Raw genomic sequence first — 18,511 nt, 5'->3', positions numbered from 1 at the left:
GGTTCAGCCTGGAAGCCTTCATCTAGAAATTGAGCCTAGGATCGATCGCGCTGGAAGATATCAAATTTATCCTTCTTCCCTCTTCCTTCTTCACCTCGAGCCTCAATATCCATCCGTTCAATCCCGTACACTACTCGTTGCCGAACATCCCATTACAAAAGTCCTTCGAGTCGGCGGCGAATAGAATCCAGTTCGTTTTGGGAAACCTCAGAATCGAGCTCGGGCTCGGGCTCGGAGTCCGGCTGCCACTGAGTCTGTGTTACATTGTCTTCTGGCGGAATAGCCAGCGCGCCCGCGGGCACAAGTTCCCAATCATAATCTACACTGTCGCAGAACTCCTTAATTTCCTCCTCGTCGATCGCCTCAACAGTGGGCTCGGGGAAATCCTGAGCTTCCAACATCACCCCAAAGCGGGTGGCGTCGTCTTCTGACTCAAACATTAGAACTTTATTGCGATCGCCGAGTTGAATGGTATGAATTCCCTCATTCTCGGTGCGGGCATTGAAGAGTAAGACGAACACTCGCATAAGTTTTAAAGACCTTCTTAACCACCGTTTTTTTATCTTAGAAGCGATCGGGCAACCGATTTTAGATTTTATATTTTAGATTTTAGATTGACCGCCGATCCTGCACTGGCGGGATCGAAAGGATTTGGGGCCTTTGGAGGACTGGGTTTGAGATTTGAGATTTCAGATTGACGACCGATCCCGCCAGTGCGGGGGGAATCTAACCGATTTTAGATTTTATATTTTAGATTTTAGATTGACCGCCGATCCTGCACTGGCGGGATCGAGAGGATTTGGGGCCTTTGGAGGACTGGGTTTGAGATTTGAGATTTCCGATTGACAACCGATACTGCACTGCAGGGGGAATCTAACCGATTTTAGATTTTATATTTTAGATTGGCTATCGATCCTGCACTGGCGGGATAGAGAGGATTTGGGACCTTTGGAGGACTTGGTTTGAGATTTGAGATTTCAGATTGACGATCGATACTGCACTGCAGGGGGAATCTAACCGATTTTAGATTTTATATTTTAGATTTTAGATTGGCGATCGATCCTGCACTGGCGGGATCGAGAGGATTTAGAGGAGTTGGAGGACTTGGTGTTAAATCGTGTTGCGTGTTTTGATTAAGTTTAGTAAAGGTTATTGGACTCTGACCCGGAGTGCGACGTGAATCTTGAAATTCGATTCTCTGCGTTGGCGTAGCCCCCGTAGGGGCGGGCTTTGCTAACGCGCGATCGGCACTTCCGACCTCACTTGTGAGTCTACCAAAGGCAGAAGGCATCCTGGCGAATCGCAGAAATTATACCTGTCTAAAATCGGCTGATTCCCTTAATTCCTGAATTCTCTGATTTTTGAGAAACACCCATGACTAACTCGGACGATAACAAAAATCAACTCGCACCCCGTCCCCACCGCCGCTGGTGGCGTCTGCTGCTGCTTAGCGGTACTGGATTGAGCATTCTCGGCTTGGTTGGGGTGGCCGTAGCACAGGCGTGGGTGCGGGAAAAGTTAGCTCCTTTGGTGGAAACTGAAGTCAGTCAGTTGCTGAAGCGGCCTGTGCAAATAGGACGTTTGGAGAGATTTTCTCCGACAAGTTTGCGGTTTGGCCGATCGACTTTACCTGCAACTCCTACCGATCCCGATTACGCTTCTACAGAAGCAGTCGAAGTGCAATTTTCAGTTTGGCAACTGCTGTTCAACCGCACTCTCAAATTAGACATTACCTTAGTTAAACCCAGCGCTTATATCGAACAGGATGCTAAAGGTCGCTGGGTTAATATTCCAACTAGGGAGCGCAAATCTCCGGGTTTATTTAAAACTGAAGTTGACGCGATTCGAGCTGAAAATGTCGCCGCAGTTTTGGTACCGAGTCCCGCAGTCGGACAGAAAACTTCGGCTCCGATTTCTGTAAGCTTGAAAAATGGCAGCGCTCTATTTCGCGACCAAAATCAGCGCGTTCTCTACGAACTAAACGGTCAGTTTACTAACAGCGATAATTTTATAGTTAAAGCTGATTCTCTCTTACCTGTGGCTCAAACTAACGTGCAGTTGCAAGGTCAAAATTTGCCTTTGCCAGACCTCGCTCGCTTGTTGAAACTTCCCCGTATTTATTTACAAAAAGGTCTGGCAAATGGCAATTTGACAGTACAATTGCGAGACAATAAAGTATCGGGAATTACCGGAGCGGCTAGTTTTGGAGGAGTGCAAGCGAGTATTTCTCCGCTGAAACAGATAGTACAAAATAGCAGCGGTCAGTTGCGCTTTCAGGGAACTAACTTGATTGTCGATAGTCTGGCGGCTAATTACGGTTTAATTCCGCTGAAAATAGCAGGAACAGTTGCGACTGGAGCTAATTTTAATCTCCAACAAGCTAGCTTCAATCTGACAACGAACGTGCAACCAGTCGCTTTGGCAAGTGTTGTCAGTGCGGTGGAAACAGAGTTAGGGAAGAAAGTAGTATTGCCCGTGGCTGTGGCGGGGGAAGTGAAGGCGGATGCCAAGCTGACTGGAACAGTTGCAATGCCGGTGCTGACAGGTACGATCGCCTCGACAAAACCCGCTACAGTCGATCGACTGCAATTAAATAATATTAGCACTAATTTCAAATTGGAACGGGGGAGAATGGCTCAAATCCCAACTCCCAATTCTCAATCTTCTATTCCCCCGTTTTCCTCTTTAGCTTTGACTTTGAGCGATATTTTGGTAGTGCCGGCTGCGGGCGGTAAAATTGGCGGGAAAGGTGAAGTTGATATTGCATTGGGAAGTGAGAATTCGCGATCGGGTTTGGTGTTTGACTTCCAAGCTGAAAATGTACCCGGAGACGCGATCGCCCAAATTTACGCTCTCCCAATTCCTGCTGGTGTTAATATTGGCAGTGTCTCCGCCAAAACTCAAATTTTCGGCCCGTTAGACAACATTCAAGCGAGAGTTCAATGGCAAGCACCGCAAGCAACTTTCCCCGCAGCGGGCGAAATTCGAGCCGGACGTAATTCGGCGGATTTACAAAATACAGTTGTGAAAATTGGCGACGCTTCTGTTAACGTGGATGCAGCGCTAAAAAACCGTCAGTGGCAAGCTTTGATCGAGGGCAATGGCTTGGCGCTTAACCGTTTGCAGCAAGTCCTGCCGGGGCTTAATTTGCCTCCTGAACTAGCCGGTTTGTTCAGCGGAACCCTCGAAGCCGCGGGAACTCTGGACGATTTGAGTTTAAAGGCGATCGCTGCGACGGGCAAAGGAACGCTGAATATTTCTGACAGTATAGTTGACGTTAATGGCGAACTAGAATCGGGCAACTGGCAAGTTGTCGGCAACACTGAAAAAGTTGCCGTCAATCAATTAATTGATATTGGCTTGCCGTTTTTAGCACGGGGAACGACCGCCAATCTAGATAATCTCAAATCCAAAATCCAAAATCTAAAATCGCTCGGCGGACAGCTAGCAGGTGAATTTCAAGCCGCGGGAAATGTTGACAATTTGACTGCCGGCGGAATCAATATTAATGCTAACGGCAGGCTCAATTTTGCCGACAGCAATGTCAATTTAAATGGAGAATTGGTAGCGGGAAACTGGCAAGCAACAGCACAAACCGATCGCACTTCCATCAGCCGCTTGGTAGATTTGACACTGCCGATTTTAGATGTAGCTTCAGCATTCAATCCCGAAAATCAGCAATCTGCAAATCTAAAATCCAAAATCCAAAATCTAAAATCGCTTGACGGACAGCTATCGAGTCAATTTACAGCATCGGGAAGTCTTGACAATTTGACTGCTAGCAGCATCAATGCTAGCGGCAGCGGCAGACTCAATCTTGCCGACAGCAATGTTAATTTTAAAGGAGAATTGGCAGCGGGAAATTGGCAGGGAACAGCAGAAACCGATCGCACTTCGATCGGCCGTCTGGTAGATTTAGGATTGCCGCTGTTAGATGTTGGCTTGGCTTTCACTGCTGACAATCCCCAAACAGTCGCCAACCTCAACAATCTCAAATCCAAAATCCAAAATCTAAAATCGCTAGACGGACAAATATCGAATCAAATTCAAGCCAGCGGGAATCTTGATAATTCAACCGCCGCCGATATTTCTGTCAACAGCAGCGGCCAACTCAATATTGCCGACGGTGCTGTCGCTTTTAGAGGTAAATTAGAAGACAGACGCTGGCAAGCTTTCGCCGATGCCGATCGAGTTATTCTCAGCCGCTTAGAACAAACTGTTCGCAATCTCCAACTGTTTCCGCTGACTGCGACTTTGCCCAAAGGATTTGACGGCAGAGTTAACGGCGAATTCCAAGCAGCGGGCAGTTTGGATAACTTGACAGCCAAGGGAATTAGTGCTAATGGAGAAGGACGGATTTTGGTCGATCGACTCGGGGCGATCGATACTACAGCCAAATTGGAAAACGGCAACTTGCAAGCATTGCTAGAAACCAACGGAATTGCCGTCAGCAATTTAGAACAAACCCTCAAACAAACAGGTTTGCTGACAGCGGATTTACCGCCAGAAATTAACGGAACCCTCGACGGCCAAGTCCGCATTTTGGGAACAGTAGATAATCTAACCGCCAACGGCATCACCGCCAACGGCGACGGACAAATTCGACTCGCCAACGGCGGAGGAACTGTCAATGCGGTTGGCAGCGCGGCATCGGGGAATTGGCGCGCGTCTATCGAGGGCGAGCAAATTGCTCTAAGTCGCTTCCAGCAAGCCTTTGAGTCGCAGCGCCAAAGCTTGCAAGGCCAAGGTTTAGTCTCCGGTGCCCAAAATCTCCCCCAGCTTGCAGGACTGTTTAACGGCAATATCAATTTATCCGGCCCGATTGCCGCTTCCCTACAAACAGTTCGCGCCGGCGGCAGTTTCCGCATCTCGGAATTGCCGTTTTTGAAACAACCTTTTGAGGCAGTATTTAATTGGGACGGCAAACGGGTGGAAATTGAGAACGCCACAACTCCCGGTTTGACGGCAAACGGCTTTGTTAACGTCGAGTTGGCAGGTAAAAGAGTGCCTTCGATTTCCAACTTGGACTTGAATGTAAAACTCGCCAACTTTAACCTGGAAGCTTTGCCTGCAGAACAACTAGCATTTTTGTCCACCGTGGCGGGCAAAAATTCCTCACAGCAAAACGCACCCCTACGGGGCAATGTCGATTTTACCGGCAGCCTCACCGGAACCCTCGCCGCCCTCAGCTTAGTTGGCGACGTGGAAGTGCGGAATTTAGCAGTAAATCAAATCGCTTTTGACCCGGTACTGGCGGGGACTGTGAATGCGGATGCTGGGAACAGTGTAGATTTGCGTTTGGCCGGTGCCAGCGACAAAATTGAAGTAGCTTTAAATCAATCTTTTCTGCCGACATCTTTCTTAATTCAACGCGGGGAATCTGTGGCTAGGGGCCAAACCGAGGGAGAAACTTTGCGAGTTAATTTAAGCGATTTTCCCCTGGCTGCTTTGAATCTATCACCCGGTAAAGAGGCCGGTTTGGGGCCGATAACTGGTACAGTTTCGGGACAAGTGAATGTGCCCGGTTGGAAGATGCCTTTAAATCCGGCGACTTTGCAAGCAAGCGGACAAATTGCGATCGCCCAACCGGCGATCGGCTACATTAAAGGTGACAGTTTCCAAGCCGAATTCAGCTACGCTAACGGCAGCGCCACTCTCACAAACGGCATATTACGTCAAGGCAGCGGTCAATACTTAATTTCCGGCAATGTTCAAACAGGCGCCAACCCGCAATTTGCCGGCAAAGTTAACGTCCAGCAGGGGAATTTGCAGCAGGTTTTAGCCGCTTTGCAATATTTCAATTTAGGCGACTTGGCTAGAGGCCTAAAACCTCCCGTTTACGGTGACAGTGGCGACGTGCAAACTGTGGCAGTCGGAGAACCGGATGCCCCGCTAATCGAACAGTTGCGCCGCTTGGCAGAAATTGAAACAATTTTGCAGCAGCAGCAGGCAGTGAAATCATCGGAAAAATTGCCTGCCTTGTCTGAATTGCAAGGCACTTTCGGCGCGGAAATTGCTGTTGCCGGTTCTTTGCAAACGGGCGTGCAAGCTCAATTTAACGTGAAAGGCGATAACTGGCAGTGGGGACAATATGTCGCTGAAAAGTTCAGCATTGAAGGCAGTTTTCAGGAGGGGATTTTAACTGTTTTGCCTTTGGAAATTCGATCGGGCAAAAGTGCGATCGGCTTTTCGGGACAACTCGGGCAAAAAGCTCAATCCGGGCAGTTGCGGGTAGAAAATGTACCCGTCGAAGAGTTGGCAAAACTGGTGGAATTACCTTTTGTGGATGTCACGGGAAATTTGAATTTGCGGGCGAATTTGGCCGGCAGTTTGGAAAACCCGCAAGCCACCGGGGAATTGAGTTTGCTTGAGGGTACGCTAAACGGAGAACCGATTAAACAAGCCGACGGCAGTTTCAGTTACAGCAACGCGCGCCTGAATTTTGGCGGCAGCGCTTTGGTAACTCAAACCGAACCGATTGAAGTGCAGGGAAGTTTGCCTTTTGAGTTGCCGTTTGCAGCGGTGAAAGCTGATAGCAATCAAATCGATTTGAGGGCGAATTTGCAAAATGAAGGTTTGGCAATTATTAATGTATTGACTCCGCAAGTTGCATGGGTCAGCGGTCAGGGACAGGTGCAAATTCGCGTCGGAGGGACGCTGCAAGAGCCTGTAGCGCAAGGAATTGCGAATTTTGAAAATGCAACCGTCCGGGCGAGAGCCTTCCCAGAACCGCTGACAGGGCTGACTGGGACGGTGCGCTTTGAGGGCGATCGTATTCGGGTAGAGGGAATTCGGGGACAGTTGAGTCAGGGAGAAGTTGTCGCCGCTGGCGTGATTCCGCTGTCTGTGCCCTTTGCTGAGGGCGATGTCGATGCGGATAATCCTTTGGCTGTAAATTTAGACAAGTTGGCAGTGAACCTCAGAGGATTGTACAGTGGCGGCGTAGTCGGTCAAGTGCAAGCAAGGGGCACGGCTAGGCGCCCGCAGTTGAGCGGTAATATTGAACTGTACAACGGTGAAGTATTTCTCCGGAGTCCCGGCGGCGGCACAACTGAGTTAGCTTCGTCCTCTTCTGCTTCTGATTCTGATTCTGATTCCACCTCTTCTCCTTCCCCTGCGGCTGATGTTGCTGCTTCCCCTTCCCCTTCCCCTTCCCCTTCCCCTTCCTTTGAAGTTGGATTGAACGATTTGCGGCTGAATTTGGGCCGGGGAATTCGGGTAACGAGTGCGCCGATATTGAGTTTTCAGGCCGCTGGGGGTTTGACGGTGAATGGAACTTTAGATGACCTTCGCCCGGAGGGTACGATTCGGTTGACTTCCGGGTCGGTGAATTTGTTTACGACGGAGTTTAGACTCGATCGGGGATACCCGCAGACTGCTACCTTTGTACCAGCACAAGGACTCGATCCGACGCTGGATGTGAGATTAGCAACTTCGGTTCAGGAAGTAACGCGGTTCCGCACTCCCGGCACATCTGTAGCCTCTGAAATAGCAGACGAACCGACAACTTTCGGCAATGTGCGGAGTGTCAGAATTCAAGCGTTAGTGCAGGGAAGGGCTTCTCAGTTGGCCGAAAGTCTGGAGTTGAGGAGTTCTCCGAGTCGATCGCAAACAGAGATTGTAGCGCTGTTAGGTGGCAGTTTCGTGCAGACTTTGGGACAGGGAGACAGTACGCTGGCGATCGCCAATTTAGCCGGTGCGGGTTTATTGAACAACATTCAATCTGCGATTACTAACGCCACAGGATTGAGCGAATTTCGCTTATTTCCCACTCGGATTAGAAGCAACGAAGCACAAACAGCTAGTTCCAGTTCTGGTGCGGGTTCTCTCGGTTTAGGTTTAGAAGTTGGGTTTGACATCACGCGCAATATTTCAGCCTCAATCATTCGAGTTTTGTCAGCCAATCAACCGACAGAATTTACTGTGCGCTATCGATTGAGCGATAAACTTTTACTCAGGAGTTCGAGTAATTTTCAAGGAGACAACCGCGTCACTGCTGAATATGAATTGAGGTTTTAGGCATCAGCCAACAGCCAACAGTCAACAGTCAGCAGTCATTAGTCATTAATTGTCATGGCGAATACAGCTTTACTCGGAGTGAAGCAATCGCATATTCTGCGAACGTTACCGTATCCCCAGCGACATAATACCAATTATGTAGGGAAACGGCATTGCCGTGTCCGCCGCGAGGCGACTTTTAATATTGGCATTAGATTGAGGACTGTCGCAAGACGTTTTTAAATTGGTATAACCGAACATGATAATCGCAATTATCCATAACGCATTCCCCATTCCCAATTAATTTGCTATAATAGTAACAGCAGCAAATTGGTGCTGCCAACCCCGCACACAAGGTTATAGGAGTTAAGTCAAATGGCAAACAAACTCCAAGTAAAAACAGAGTCGATCGGCTACAGCGACTTTTACTGGAACCGCTTTAGTCCGAGAGTTGCGACTATCAGCAGCGTCCGCAACGCCAATCACTGGGACGGCGGATTTATCAGCTATATTGCATTTCCCACAAAAGTTGAAGCTACAGCAGCAATGAAATATTTGCTCTTGCATCAAAAAGCTGCTGATGTCGATATGCGGAAACCCAAGCGAATGAAAGCAAAAGGCATTCGGTGGGAACTCAAAATTCGGGGTTTAGCTTTTAATGAAGTGCTGAAGCTGGCGACTATGGATATAGCTGGAAAACTCGCGATGTCGCCTGCAACTACTAATGAAGCCACAGGCTGATAATTGAAAAACTTCGTAGTTGCGCTAAGGGTTGTAAAGCGCAACTACCAACCTAAAAACCCCTAAAATATTGCATTTTCCTTCTTCCTTCTTCCCTCTTCCCTCTTCCTTCTATAATATGCGTTTCATCAGTCCCAAAACAGACTTTGCATTCAAAAAAATATTCGCTTCTTCCGAACATCCAGAAATTTTAATCAGCTTCCTAAATGCAATGCTGTATAACGGAGAACCAACAATCCAAGAAATAGAAATCATTGACCCTTATTCAGCCGGAAGCGTTACAGGATTGAAAGACACTTACCTGGATGTCAAAGCCAAGATTACCGGCAACAAAACCGTGATTGTTGAAATGCAGGTACTCAACGTCGCCGCCTTTGAAAAACGGGTAGTGTACAATGCAGCCAAAACCTATTCTACTCAACTCAAAGCCGGAGAAGGTTATTTAAAGTTAAATCCGGTCATTGCTTTAACCATCACCGACTTTATCTTATTTGAAAACACCGAAAAACTAATTTCTAATTTTGAATTCACAGAAACTGAAGAGAAATTCGTCTATCCCAACTGCGAGTTAAAGTTAGTCTTTGTGGAGTTACCGAAATTCAAAAAAGAATTGAATGAACTCGAAACTCTGCCGGAAAAATGGATCTACTTTATGAAAAACGCGCCCTCTTTAGAAACAGTACCAGATAAATTGGGGTCTATTGAAGAGATTAATACCGCGCTGGGAATTGCCAACAGAGCAAATTTGACACTTGACGAATTGAATGATGTAGACAAACGAGAAATGTTTATCCAAGACCAAATCGGGTCTGTGATGAAAGGGATAGAAATTGGTATACAACAGGGGATTGAACGGGGAATACAACAAGGAATCGAACAAGGAATCGAACAAGGAATCGAAAGGGGTAAAATTGAAGGGGAAATAGGATTAATTATGCGTCAGATAGTGCGGCGGGTGGGTGAGGTTACACAGGAAGTTCAAACTCGCATCCAGGGGTTATCTGGGGAACAGTTAGATGATTTGGGAGAGGCTTTGTTGGATTTTAGGAGTCAAGAGGATTTGATTGGGTGGTTGGAGTCGGCGGCGGGATGAATTCTCGTAGGGGCGAGTTTTACAAACAATCTGTGCCTTTGACCCATAATCTCATAAACCCGCTCCCACCCAACGGCAAATCTCGCTCTACCTCTATCAAACCTGCTTTAAATCATAGGAGAATTGCCTTAATTGCTGACGATCGCACTTACGGATATAATTACACCGGGAAATGCGATCGGGTTAACTGTTCCACCTGTTAGCGTGAATTTGGAAGCGTAATCTCCGTCTTGGGGGTCTCGAAATACGACCAACTGTCTGTTTTTGAGGTTAACTACCCAGTATTCGGGGATTCCGACTTCAGCATAGATTTTCGTTTTCGTCTCCAAGTCTTTGATGAGAGTGGAATCAGAGTATTCAATCAGCCAAAAAATATTTTCTGGATAGGGGTGATGTTCGAGGTATGTGCGGCCCAAGGGCTGTACGATCGCAATATCTGGTTCTGGTTCCGAGTTGTTAGGAAGGGTAATTGGTTTTGCCGATCGGATTGTAGCGCGATCGCCTAACAGCCGGATCAGATATGCTCCTGCTTCGCTGCTAAAATAGGCGTGGGCTTCTCCTTCCGGCGACATTTCTACAATTTCTCCTTTTAGCAACTCTACGCGCCGATGTTCCAAGATGCCTGCCGATATCATTTGGTGGTATTGGGCGATCGTCCATTTGGCTGCAATTACGCTCATGGCGATGTTTTTTGATTGCTTGTTAATTTTTAATTGTAGCTGATTTTTGATTTTAGGCGATCGGCGATTGAAATCGTTTCTTGTCAAACGAAGTCCTAGCAGAGGGGGACTGAAGAATCAACCCGAGATTAAAGCAGGATTTGCTATGATATCGAATGTCGCTTAAATGCCTCCTCAATTTCGCTTGTCTGCGGAGGCAGACTTTGTTTGTGCGCGATCGGTTTCAACCGCCGGGTGCAATCTATGCAAATACGGCTGCTACGGCTTTCGGCAATGCGACAGATAGCATTGTTAATGTCTCCTTTGTATCCAATTAATCCATCGATTTGCATCTGGTAGATAAATCGCCTCTAAAGCTTTCACCATACATTAAGTATAGCTTTTCTCATAAAGATGAGGTAAGATTGGGTAAAAGTTAATCAGGAAAAAAAGAATTGCTCGCCCCGCACCTCCTTTAACTCAAAAGCCTCATAGTCCCTGCGATTACTTTCCCGTAGCGCAATGACAGGCTTAGCTAAGTGAACCGTCTTAAGGTATAATAGAGTTTGAAAACAACACCAATCATTGTCCTATGAAAACCATAGACAAAAGTCAATTAACAGGTCAATTACTCGAATTCTTGCGAGTTGTCGAGCTTGAAGGCGAAGAAATTTTAGTGATGGATGGGGCTAAACCAGTTGTGATAATTTCTCAGTATGAAAAGTCTCTTCCAACTGAAGAATTATTTAAGGATATGCGGGGGAAAGTAAAATATTTTGAAGATTTAACTGCGCCAACAACTGAAGAATGGCAGGAAGTATGACAGTTGTCCTTGACACCTGCGCTCTCATCTGGTGGAGTTTAGATCCAGAGAAACTTTCTCAATCGGCAAAAGATGCTTGTCAGCAGATGGAACAAGAAAAAAATGGTTTGGTTCCATCAACGGCCATCTGGGAAATAGCTATCAAGATCAAAAATCATAAGTTAGATTTAGGAGTAAGTATTGATGACTATATCGCTACTTTAAAAAAGTCTAATGTTATTCGGATCGTTCCAATTGATGAGGACATTTGGCTAGAAAGTGTCAAATTAGAATGGGAACACCGAGATCCAGCAGATAGAGTGGTTGTAGCAGTTGCCAAAAGAAGTCAATCGATTTTAGATTTTAGATTTTAGATTTTAGATTGACCCCACGGATAAATGCGGGGGCTTGAGGATTTTCGATTTTAGATTTTGGATTGATTCCACGGATAAATCACGTGGCGGGTACCATCAAGAAATTCTTGGTCAAGCTGCTATTATTACAGCCGATCAAAAAATAGCTAGTTTCTACTCTTTAGTAATTTGGTAAATCGAATGTGCCAGGTATCGGAAACGTAGAACAGTCGTGGTTTCGTGGTTTTTGCCTTTGTAATAAATCTTTATGAAACCCTGAAACGCTTAGATGTTAGAGTCTACAAGTCTCGACGCGAGAGAAGAGACCTCAAACAACCCCACAAACCAACCCCTCCCTCCCCCCACCACCTTGGGAAGTGTCCTTGAGGTGCTTTGGTGTTGAATTTTAGATCATTATATCCTATCCACGAACTATTCACACCCCAACCTAAGAACCAACTATTCACACGCCAACCTACGCGATCGCCAAAAGCTTCCCAACTTTTCTGATCATATTCTCCTCTGCTTCCCCCCAGACTTTCATAGATGCGTTTCTGCACCGAAAAGCCGAAACGTCCGTTACTGTATTTTACCCAAAGTTGGTCAATAGTTCGTAAGTCTTCACAGGGGAGTCGATCAATATCTTCCTCCCTCAGCCACTTTTCATTTGTTCTATCCGCTACTTCCAGCATTTTTTTTAGCGTTTCCCCATCCGCTTCTTTCCATTGTCCTGTTGCCAGTAAATCGCGCAACTTAGTGTAGTCTACTCCCCGCTCAGATTTGAGAGGAACATCAGGCTCAATAGGAGTAATATTCGTTATAAGTTGAGATTTTGGAGATAATGGAGATTCCGCTTGCTTCCCAACGCTGGTATTAACAGAATTATCTTGATATACTGTTCCCCAGATAACCCCTCGATGCGAGGATGCCTGATCTTCTCTCTGTAACCGATCGATTCTTTTGATAGCCTCAATAGCAGACATATCCTTACCCGAAGCCGCAGCTAATACGCGAATCCATAACTGTTCTGCCAGTTCAAAGTTTTTCTCAGCTTCTGCCTGGAAAGCATCAATTTTGAGCGCAGCAATATCAGCCAAAGTTGCGTACTTCGGCAAAATAATCAAATGATACTTTGTGACAGGTTCCACAATAGTATAAGGCATTTGCCGCACTTTTTCGCTTTTATGTTGCCGGATAAGTTCAGGAACTCGCCAACGCAAATAATCATTCAATCGCTCAACAGTTGCACATTTACCTTGAATGCCTAACCCTTCTAGTAACGCACTGGTAAAAACTCCTTGCTGTAAAGTTTCTATTTCGTAAGAATACTGATCTGGGCTGCAAGAAAAAATGCTGATCACTCCCATTTCTCTTGCTATGTCAGCAGTTTGTTTGCCAATTCCTTCCCCAGAGCGAGTTCCCTGTTTTCGACAAGCATCCAGAATTAGCAAAACATTATCAGCACCGCATCGACGCAGGCATTGAGTAACGTAACTAATTGGAATCGCCGTATTTGCAACATCCCCCGGATCGCCATCAACGGGCATTATGTAATCGCATCCATTATCGGGTACTCCGTGACCGCTGAAAAAAAACCAAAAATTATCCCCATCCCCCATAAAAGGTTTGTCAAACATTGTCCTCAAAACTCGTCTCAGATTGGTAAAAGAAGGACGAGTCGATCTACCCATAAAATCAGGCGTCGAGTCATCTGAGAATAACAAAACTTGCTCAAACCCCGCCTGATTGCAAAGAAACTCCTGCATTAATTCAGCATCCCGCTTTGCATACTTCAGCGGTTGCAGGAAATCATATTTATTGATGCCAATGGATATCGCCCAATTTTTTCCCATCTCACCTTAAGACTTCCGTTTAAATCTCAACAATACAGTTCTGGTATCTGCAACTTTAGCTCCCAGACCGACTAAACTGAAAGAACCCTCGGCGTTAATCGCAACGGATAACTCAATTTCAGATAACTCGATCGCTTTCATGTCAGCTTCCGCATCCGCACGGCTGAACATTTGATCTACCGTTTGCATGAAGTCAACCAATTCTTTTTCTAATTTCTTGATACTGACATTGTGAAGTCGCAAGCTATCAACCGCTTTTGCCGCCTGCTTTTGGGTCGGCTCATTTGGCTGCGCGTCCCAAGCATCACTCCAATCCAGGCCTATATGTCCCCCATTCTTCGCACCGTCAGAATCAGGTGCATCAGGAGACTCGTCCGAAGTATCGGCGGTCACAATCCAAATCGTTTCATCTGGCATAAGTGTTTAAGACTCCAAACTATCGAGATAATTTTGCTAGATGCGATCGCCCACAATAATTTTAAATTGTACCTAAAATTTCTCAACCGTTAAACAAGCCCCCGGATTCATCTGTGGAATGGGCATCTTGCCGACCCGGAATGTTAAATTTTAATACTAAAAAATCGATCGCCCTTACGCCCAAAACTACATAATGTGACTTACAAGTTCGATCGTACTTCTATCCCAAATCCTAAATCCCAAAACCTCATTGTCCAAACAGACCCTTTCTATGGCAACCTGAAAAATAGGAAACAGAATTTTATAGAGCTTGGTAACAGAACACTAGCAATCACTTATGCAAACTCTACCAAATCCAACTAAAACCGCATCTAGCCAACCGATTTTCGACACCACCATCAAACGCCGCAAAACCCGTCCCGTCAAAGTCGGTAGCGTGACGATCGGCGGCGGCAACCCCGTCGTCGTACAGTCGATGATTAACGAAGACACCCTCGACATCGACGGTTCAGTCGCCGGAATTCGCCGCTTGCACGAAATTGGCTGCGAAATCGTCCGCGTCACCGTGCCCAGCATGGCCCACGCCAAAGCTTTAGCCGAAATCAAGCAAAAACTGCACTCCACCTACCAACCCGTGCCCCTCGTCGCCGATGTCCACCACAACGGCATGAAAATTGCCCTCGAAGTGGCGAAACACGTAGACAAAGTGAGAATCAATCCGGGACTTTACGTGTTCGAGAAGCCGAAAGCCGACAGAACCGAATACACCGATGCCGAATTCGCCGAAATTGGCGAAAAAATCCGCGAAACCCTGGAACCTCTGGTGATTTCCCTGCGCGACCAAGGCAAAGCTTTGCGAATCGGCGTCAATCACGGTTCCCTCGCCGAACGGATGCTGTTTACCTACGGCGACACGCCCGAAGGAATGGTGGAATCGGCCCTGGAATTCATCAAAATTTGCGAATCCCTAGACTTCCGCAACATCGTACTTTCCCTGAAAGCCTCCCGCGCGCCGGTGATGGTGGCTGCTTACCGCTTGATGGTGCACCGGATGGACGAACTCGGCATGGATTACCCCCTGCATTTGGGCGTCACGGAAGCAGGAGACGGCGAATACGGCCGCATCAAATCCACCGCAGGCCTGGCACCTTTGTTAGCTGACGGTATCGGCGACACTATCCGCGTCTCGCTGACAGAGGCCCCAGAAAAGGAGATTCCCGTCTGCTACAGCATCCTGCAAGCCTTGGGACTGCGGAAAACGATGGTTGAGTATGTCGCTTGTCCTTCCTGCGGTCGCACTTTGTTTAATCTAGAGGAAGTGTTACACCAAGTGAGAGAGGCTACGAAGCATCTCACGGGTTTGGACATAGCAGTAATGGGCTGTATTGTCAATGGCCCCGGAGAAATGGCTGATGCTGATTACGGCTACGTCGGGAAGCAACCGGGTTATATTTCGCTGTACCGGGGCCGGGAAGAAATTAAGAAAGTGCCGGAAGACCGAGGCGTGGCAGAATTGATTAATTTGATTAAATCGGACGATCGCTGGGTCGATCCTTAGCCGATTCTTTCTCTGTTGTGAGAGTCCGACAGTCCGACACTCCGACAGTCCGACAGGGGTTGAAACCCCTGTCTCATAGCTGAAGTCGGTTTAAACCGACTGAAGAGCACCTTTGTCAGAAGCTGGAGGGCCTGTTTCACAAAGAGTGAGTGTTCTATTCAGGGGTGGGCACGCGAGCCCGCCCTGAATAGAACTCGGCAAAGTTGAATAATATATGTACGCCAACTGCCACCGGGCCTTGCTTGTGTTAGATTGAGCGTAATTATTCTGAACTCTTTTCGTCCCGCGCGTCAGACAAATGGTTATAACAAAACGAGGGCTTGTTCTAAGTGCAGCAGCGGTGGTACTCACTGCTGTAACTCTTGCGAACGCTGGTTGCAGTTCTAAATCTCTGGCTTCTTTTCGGGGAAGCCCTAAAGAATTGGTTGATGAAGTTTGGCAGATTATAGACAAAAGCTATGTGGATGGCACTTTTAACCAGGTTGACTGGAAAGCGGTGCGGAATGATTATTTGAACCGGACTTATACCAGCGACGACGAAGCTTACAAAGCAATTCGGGAAATGCTGAAGAAGCTTGACGATCCTTATACGCGGTTTATGGACCCTCAAGAGTTCAAGAATATGCAGGTTGAAACTTCTGGGGAACTGACAGGAGTGGGGATTCAGTTGACTCAAGATGAGGAAACCAAAAAGTTGGTGGTGATTTCGCCGATCGAAGATACCCCTGCTTTTACTGCTGGTATTCTGGCAAAAGATATCATTACTAAGATTGACGGCAAGAGCACAGAAGGCATGGATACGAATCAAGCGGTAACTTTGATTCGCGGCCAGGCGAATACCGAGGTGACGCTGACGATTTTGCGTGGAAGCAAGGAATTAGAATTTAAGCTGAAACGCGCTAAAATAGAAATTCATCCAGTGCGGAAGTCGGTGCAGAAAACCCCGATCGGAGAAGTCGGCTATATTCGCTTAAATCAGTTCAGTGCCAATGCTGCATCGGAAATGCGATCGGCAATTAAGGATTTGGAACAGAAAAAGGTAACGGGTTATATTTTAGACTTGCGTTCCAATCCCGGCGGGTTGCTGTACGGAAGTATTGAAATTGCTCGGATGTGGCTCAAAGAAGGTACGATCGTCTCGACGGTCGATCGAGTCGGTGAGGCCGATAGACAAACTGCAAACAAGGCAGCGATCACAGACAAACCGTTAGTTGTACTGGTAGACGGCGGTTCAGCAAGTGCTAGCGAGATTCTATCCGGCGCTTTACAAGACAACAAACGCGCGGTTTTAGTAGGGACAAAGACATTTGGTAAAGGTTTAGTTCAGTCAGTACGCGGTGTGGGAAATGGTGCCGGTTTAGCGGTGACAATTGCCAAGTATTTTACTCCCAACGGCACTGATATCAACCACGCCGGGATTGAACCGGATTTTAAAGTAGAACTCACCGAGGCTCAAAAACAGGAATTGAGGCGCGATCGCGATAAAATTGCTACGGCGGCAGATCCGCAGTACGCCAAAGCTATGGAAGTTTTGACACAGCAAGTTACTGGTAAAACTGGGAATGATAAGGCGGAGTCGAAACCGAATGCAGCGCCATCTAAGCCGACTGCGGCGCAGGTAAAACCGAGTGCAGCACCTTCTAAATCGAAGTAAAAAACTTGTGTAGGATGTCAGTTAAAAAAAGCATTCGGGGGAAGAATCACGGCTAAAAGCCCAGATTTTCAACTCGAATGCTTCGCTATTTTTGGCAATCCGTCATTGTGACTCATCTCAAATTCGGTAGCATCGTCGGGCGTAAAATCCAGTCAACAGTCAACTGCGGACGGTGCAACTGTAATCGATCTAATTCATCTGCGTTAATCTGTGTTTATCTGCCTGTATCTGCGGTTAAAAAAAGAGAATGTATTAACCGCAGATGACCATGGATTGACGCTGATTCACGCAGAGGTCGAGAATAGAGATAGGAATAATTGCGATGCTAACAGATTTGAGATCGCGTTAGCTTTCGCCATGGGGAGGAAAGTAATCGCAATCCGTCATTGCGGCTGGCATTTCCCGGCGCGAATTAATCCGATGCGGCGGGCGATCGCATCTTCGGGCGAATCGTAAGGGCCCCACTTTTCAATAATACTGGGGTTTTGTTCTTCGAGTTGGGCGAGCGGCAAAATTTCGCAATTACCCGCAGGACGTTTGACAATATAAAATTTTGGTGTTTGTTTCATAGCTAAATTCGTCAAATCAATTCTGGATACTAACTAGGCAATTGGCTCATTATATCAAGTAAGGTGTTGTGCATTGAAACTGCGATACAACCCTCTGATATCTCCGTGTTCTTCCTCTTTCAAAGCTTTCTGTAGTTTCTCTATCTGTTTTGGATAGAGATGATTTTTGGCTGGCTTTTTTGTAATGATTTAATAAATAAATGTTCTATTATACCCTATTTAAATACACAACAGCTTAGTCTCAACTCCAGTGCAATCATGAAGCAGGGCGATCGTCTTTTTTGTACCACTTTTAAAACTTTCCTAATTGTGTTTGTAGTGAGGACTTTAGCATTCATCAAAACTCAGGACTCAAGTCCTTACTACAAACCCCATTCCCTATTTCCGCCACCTGTCAAATTGGTCTTCGGAACAGCCATTAATAAATTGATTGCTCACCCAACCGTCAAGAATGGTAAAAGTTTCATTAGGAGGATTACCCGAAAATCTGGCCGCAATTTTCACCCAATTACCTTGTCTGCTGAGGGCCCTAACTCCGTCTCCCCTTTTCAATTTAGCAACAACCGGGTACTGATTGCCTGGGCCTTTGCGAATGTTAACAGCGCCACCTTTACCTGTAATAAACGAGCATTGAGTTCGCTTTTTTAAAGCTTCTGCTTTTGCCGGATTAAGACTTTGCTGCTTTCCGAAAACAGGAAAGCTGTAAAGCGAGAAGCTAAAAGTTGCAACTGCGGCTGCAATAAAAAAGGCTTTTGATTGAGTAAAGATTAGCATTATTTCATTTCCTTGGATGGGTCGAACAGAAGTCCTGACT

At 46.6% G+C, this 18,511-nt stretch carries 15 protein-coding genes; 8 read left to right on the top strand and 7 right to left on the bottom strand.

Annotated features, from left to right (window positions below):
- Window positions 1-152: 152 nt before the first annotated feature.
- Window positions 153-527 carry a DUF3110 domain-containing protein gene (locus QUA80_RS02735; RefSeq protein WP_333421185.1) on the bottom strand — a complete coding sequence of 125 codons (375 nt, stop codon included), beginning with the start codon at window positions 525-527 and terminating at the stop codon, window positions 153-155.
- 847 nt (window positions 528-1,374) lie between these two features.
- On the opposite strand from QUA80_RS02735, the gene QUA80_RS02730 reads away from it, so the two are divergent.
- Window positions 1,375-8,019 (top strand): translocation/assembly module TamB domain-containing protein, encoded by a 6,645-nt coding sequence (locus tag QUA80_RS02730; protein WP_333421183.1) that lies wholly within the window; start codon window positions 1,375-1,377, stop codon window positions 8,017-8,019.
- Between the two features lie 105 nt (window positions 8,020-8,124).
- Here the strand turns inward: QUA80_RS02730 and QUA80_RS02725 are convergent, their stop codons facing one another.
- Window positions 8,125-8,292: a hypothetical protein gene (locus QUA80_RS02725; protein ID WP_333421181.1), complete on the bottom strand. Its 168-nt coding sequence runs from the start codon at window positions 8,290-8,292 to the stop codon at window positions 8,125-8,127.
- 81 nt (window positions 8,293-8,373) lie between these two features.
- On the opposite strand from QUA80_RS02725, the gene QUA80_RS02720 reads away from it, so the two are divergent.
- Both QUA80_RS02720 and QUA80_RS02715 read left to right on the top strand, forming a co-directional pair.
- A complete protein-coding gene (locus QUA80_RS02720) occupies window positions 8,374-8,739 on the top strand; it encodes a hypothetical protein (protein WP_333421179.1) in 366 nt (121 codons plus the stop codon).
- A 118-nt stretch (window positions 8,740-8,857) separates the two neighbouring features.
- Window positions 8,858-9,832, top strand: a complete 975-nt coding sequence (locus QUA80_RS02715; protein ID WP_333421177.1) for an Rpn family recombination-promoting nuclease/putative transposase — start codon at window positions 8,858-8,860, stop codon at window positions 9,830-9,832.
- Window positions 9,833-9,960: 128 nt separating this feature from the next.
- Here QUA80_RS02715 and QUA80_RS02710 read toward each other — a convergent pair whose 3' ends face one another.
- Entirely contained in the window at window positions 9,961-10,512 is a 552-nt protein-coding gene (locus tag QUA80_RS02710; RefSeq protein WP_333421175.1) for a Uma2 family endonuclease, read from the bottom strand.
- Between the two features lie 155 nt (window positions 10,513-10,667).
- Here QUA80_RS02710 and QUA80_RS02705 point away from each other — a divergent pair, with 155 nt between their 5' ends.
- From QUA80_RS02705 to QUA80_RS02695, 3 genes are all read left to right on the top strand, one after another.
- Window positions 10,668-10,829, top strand: a complete 162-nt coding sequence (locus tag QUA80_RS02705) for a hypothetical protein (protein WP_333421173.1) — start codon at window positions 10,668-10,670, stop codon at window positions 10,827-10,829.
- A gap of 254 nt (window positions 10,830-11,083) precedes the next feature.
- A complete protein-coding gene (locus QUA80_RS02700; RefSeq protein ID WP_333421171.1) occupies window positions 11,084-11,314 on the top strand; it encodes a prevent-host-death protein in 231 nt (76 codons plus the stop codon).
- Window positions 11,299-11,667: a type II toxin-antitoxin system VapC family toxin gene (locus QUA80_RS02695; RefSeq protein ID WP_333421169.1), complete on the top strand. Its 369-nt coding sequence runs from the start codon at window positions 11,299-11,301 to the stop codon at window positions 11,665-11,667. Before QUA80_RS02700 ends, QUA80_RS02695 begins: the two co-directional genes overlap by 16 nt.
- Window positions 11,668-11,945: 278 nt before the next feature.
- On the opposite strand, the gene QUA80_RS02690 is transcribed toward QUA80_RS02695, so the two are convergent.
- Window positions 11,946-13,499, bottom strand: coding sequence for a GUN4 domain-containing protein (locus QUA80_RS02690; protein ID WP_333421167.1), 1,554 nt, complete (start codon window positions 13,497-13,499; stop codon window positions 11,946-11,948).
- A 6-nt stretch (window positions 13,500-13,505) separates the two neighbouring features.
- Complete coding sequence (locus tag QUA80_RS02685; protein ID WP_333421165.1) at window positions 13,506-13,916, bottom strand: Pepco domain-containing protein; 411 nt, start codon at window positions 13,914-13,916, stop codon at window positions 13,506-13,508.
- A 337-nt stretch (window positions 13,917-14,253) separates the two neighbouring features.
- Between QUA80_RS02685 and ispG the strand changes: the two genes are divergently transcribed.
- Window positions 14,254-15,474, top strand: a complete 1,221-nt coding sequence (ispG, locus tag QUA80_RS02680; protein ID WP_333421163.1) for a (E)-4-hydroxy-3-methylbut-2-enyl-diphosphate synthase — start codon at window positions 14,254-14,256, stop codon at window positions 15,472-15,474.
- Window positions 15,475-15,772: 298 nt separating this feature from the next.
- A complete protein-coding gene (gene ctpC, locus QUA80_RS02675) occupies window positions 15,773-17,128 on the top strand; it encodes a carboxyl-terminal processing protease CtpC (protein WP_333421160.1) in 1,356 nt (451 codons plus the stop codon).
- Between the two features lie 383 nt (window positions 17,129-17,511).
- Here the strand turns inward: ctpC and QUA80_RS02670 are convergent, their stop codons facing one another.
- Both QUA80_RS02670 and QUA80_RS02665 read right to left on the bottom strand, forming a co-directional pair.
- Window positions 17,512-17,697, bottom strand: a complete 186-nt coding sequence (locus tag QUA80_RS02670) for a DDE transposase family protein (protein WP_333421158.1) — start codon at window positions 17,695-17,697, stop codon at window positions 17,512-17,514.
- Window positions 17,698-18,075: 378 nt separating this feature from the next.
- The gene (locus tag QUA80_RS02665; protein ID WP_333421156.1) at window positions 18,076-18,471 is read right to left on the bottom strand and encodes an SH3 domain-containing protein; all 396 of its coding nucleotides are present in this window, start codon (window positions 18,469-18,471) and stop codon (window positions 18,076-18,078) included.
- Window positions 18,472-18,511 lie beyond the last annotated feature (40 nt).

The sequence above is a fragment of the Microcoleus sp. F4-D5 genome, from assembly GCF_036704885.1.
Lineage (GTDB): Bacteria > Cyanobacteriota > Cyanobacteriia > Cyanobacteriales > Microcoleaceae > Microcoleus.
The sequence above is the reverse complement of the archived record's forward strand: the minus strand, read 5'-3'. Positions and strand labels throughout refer to the sequence as shown.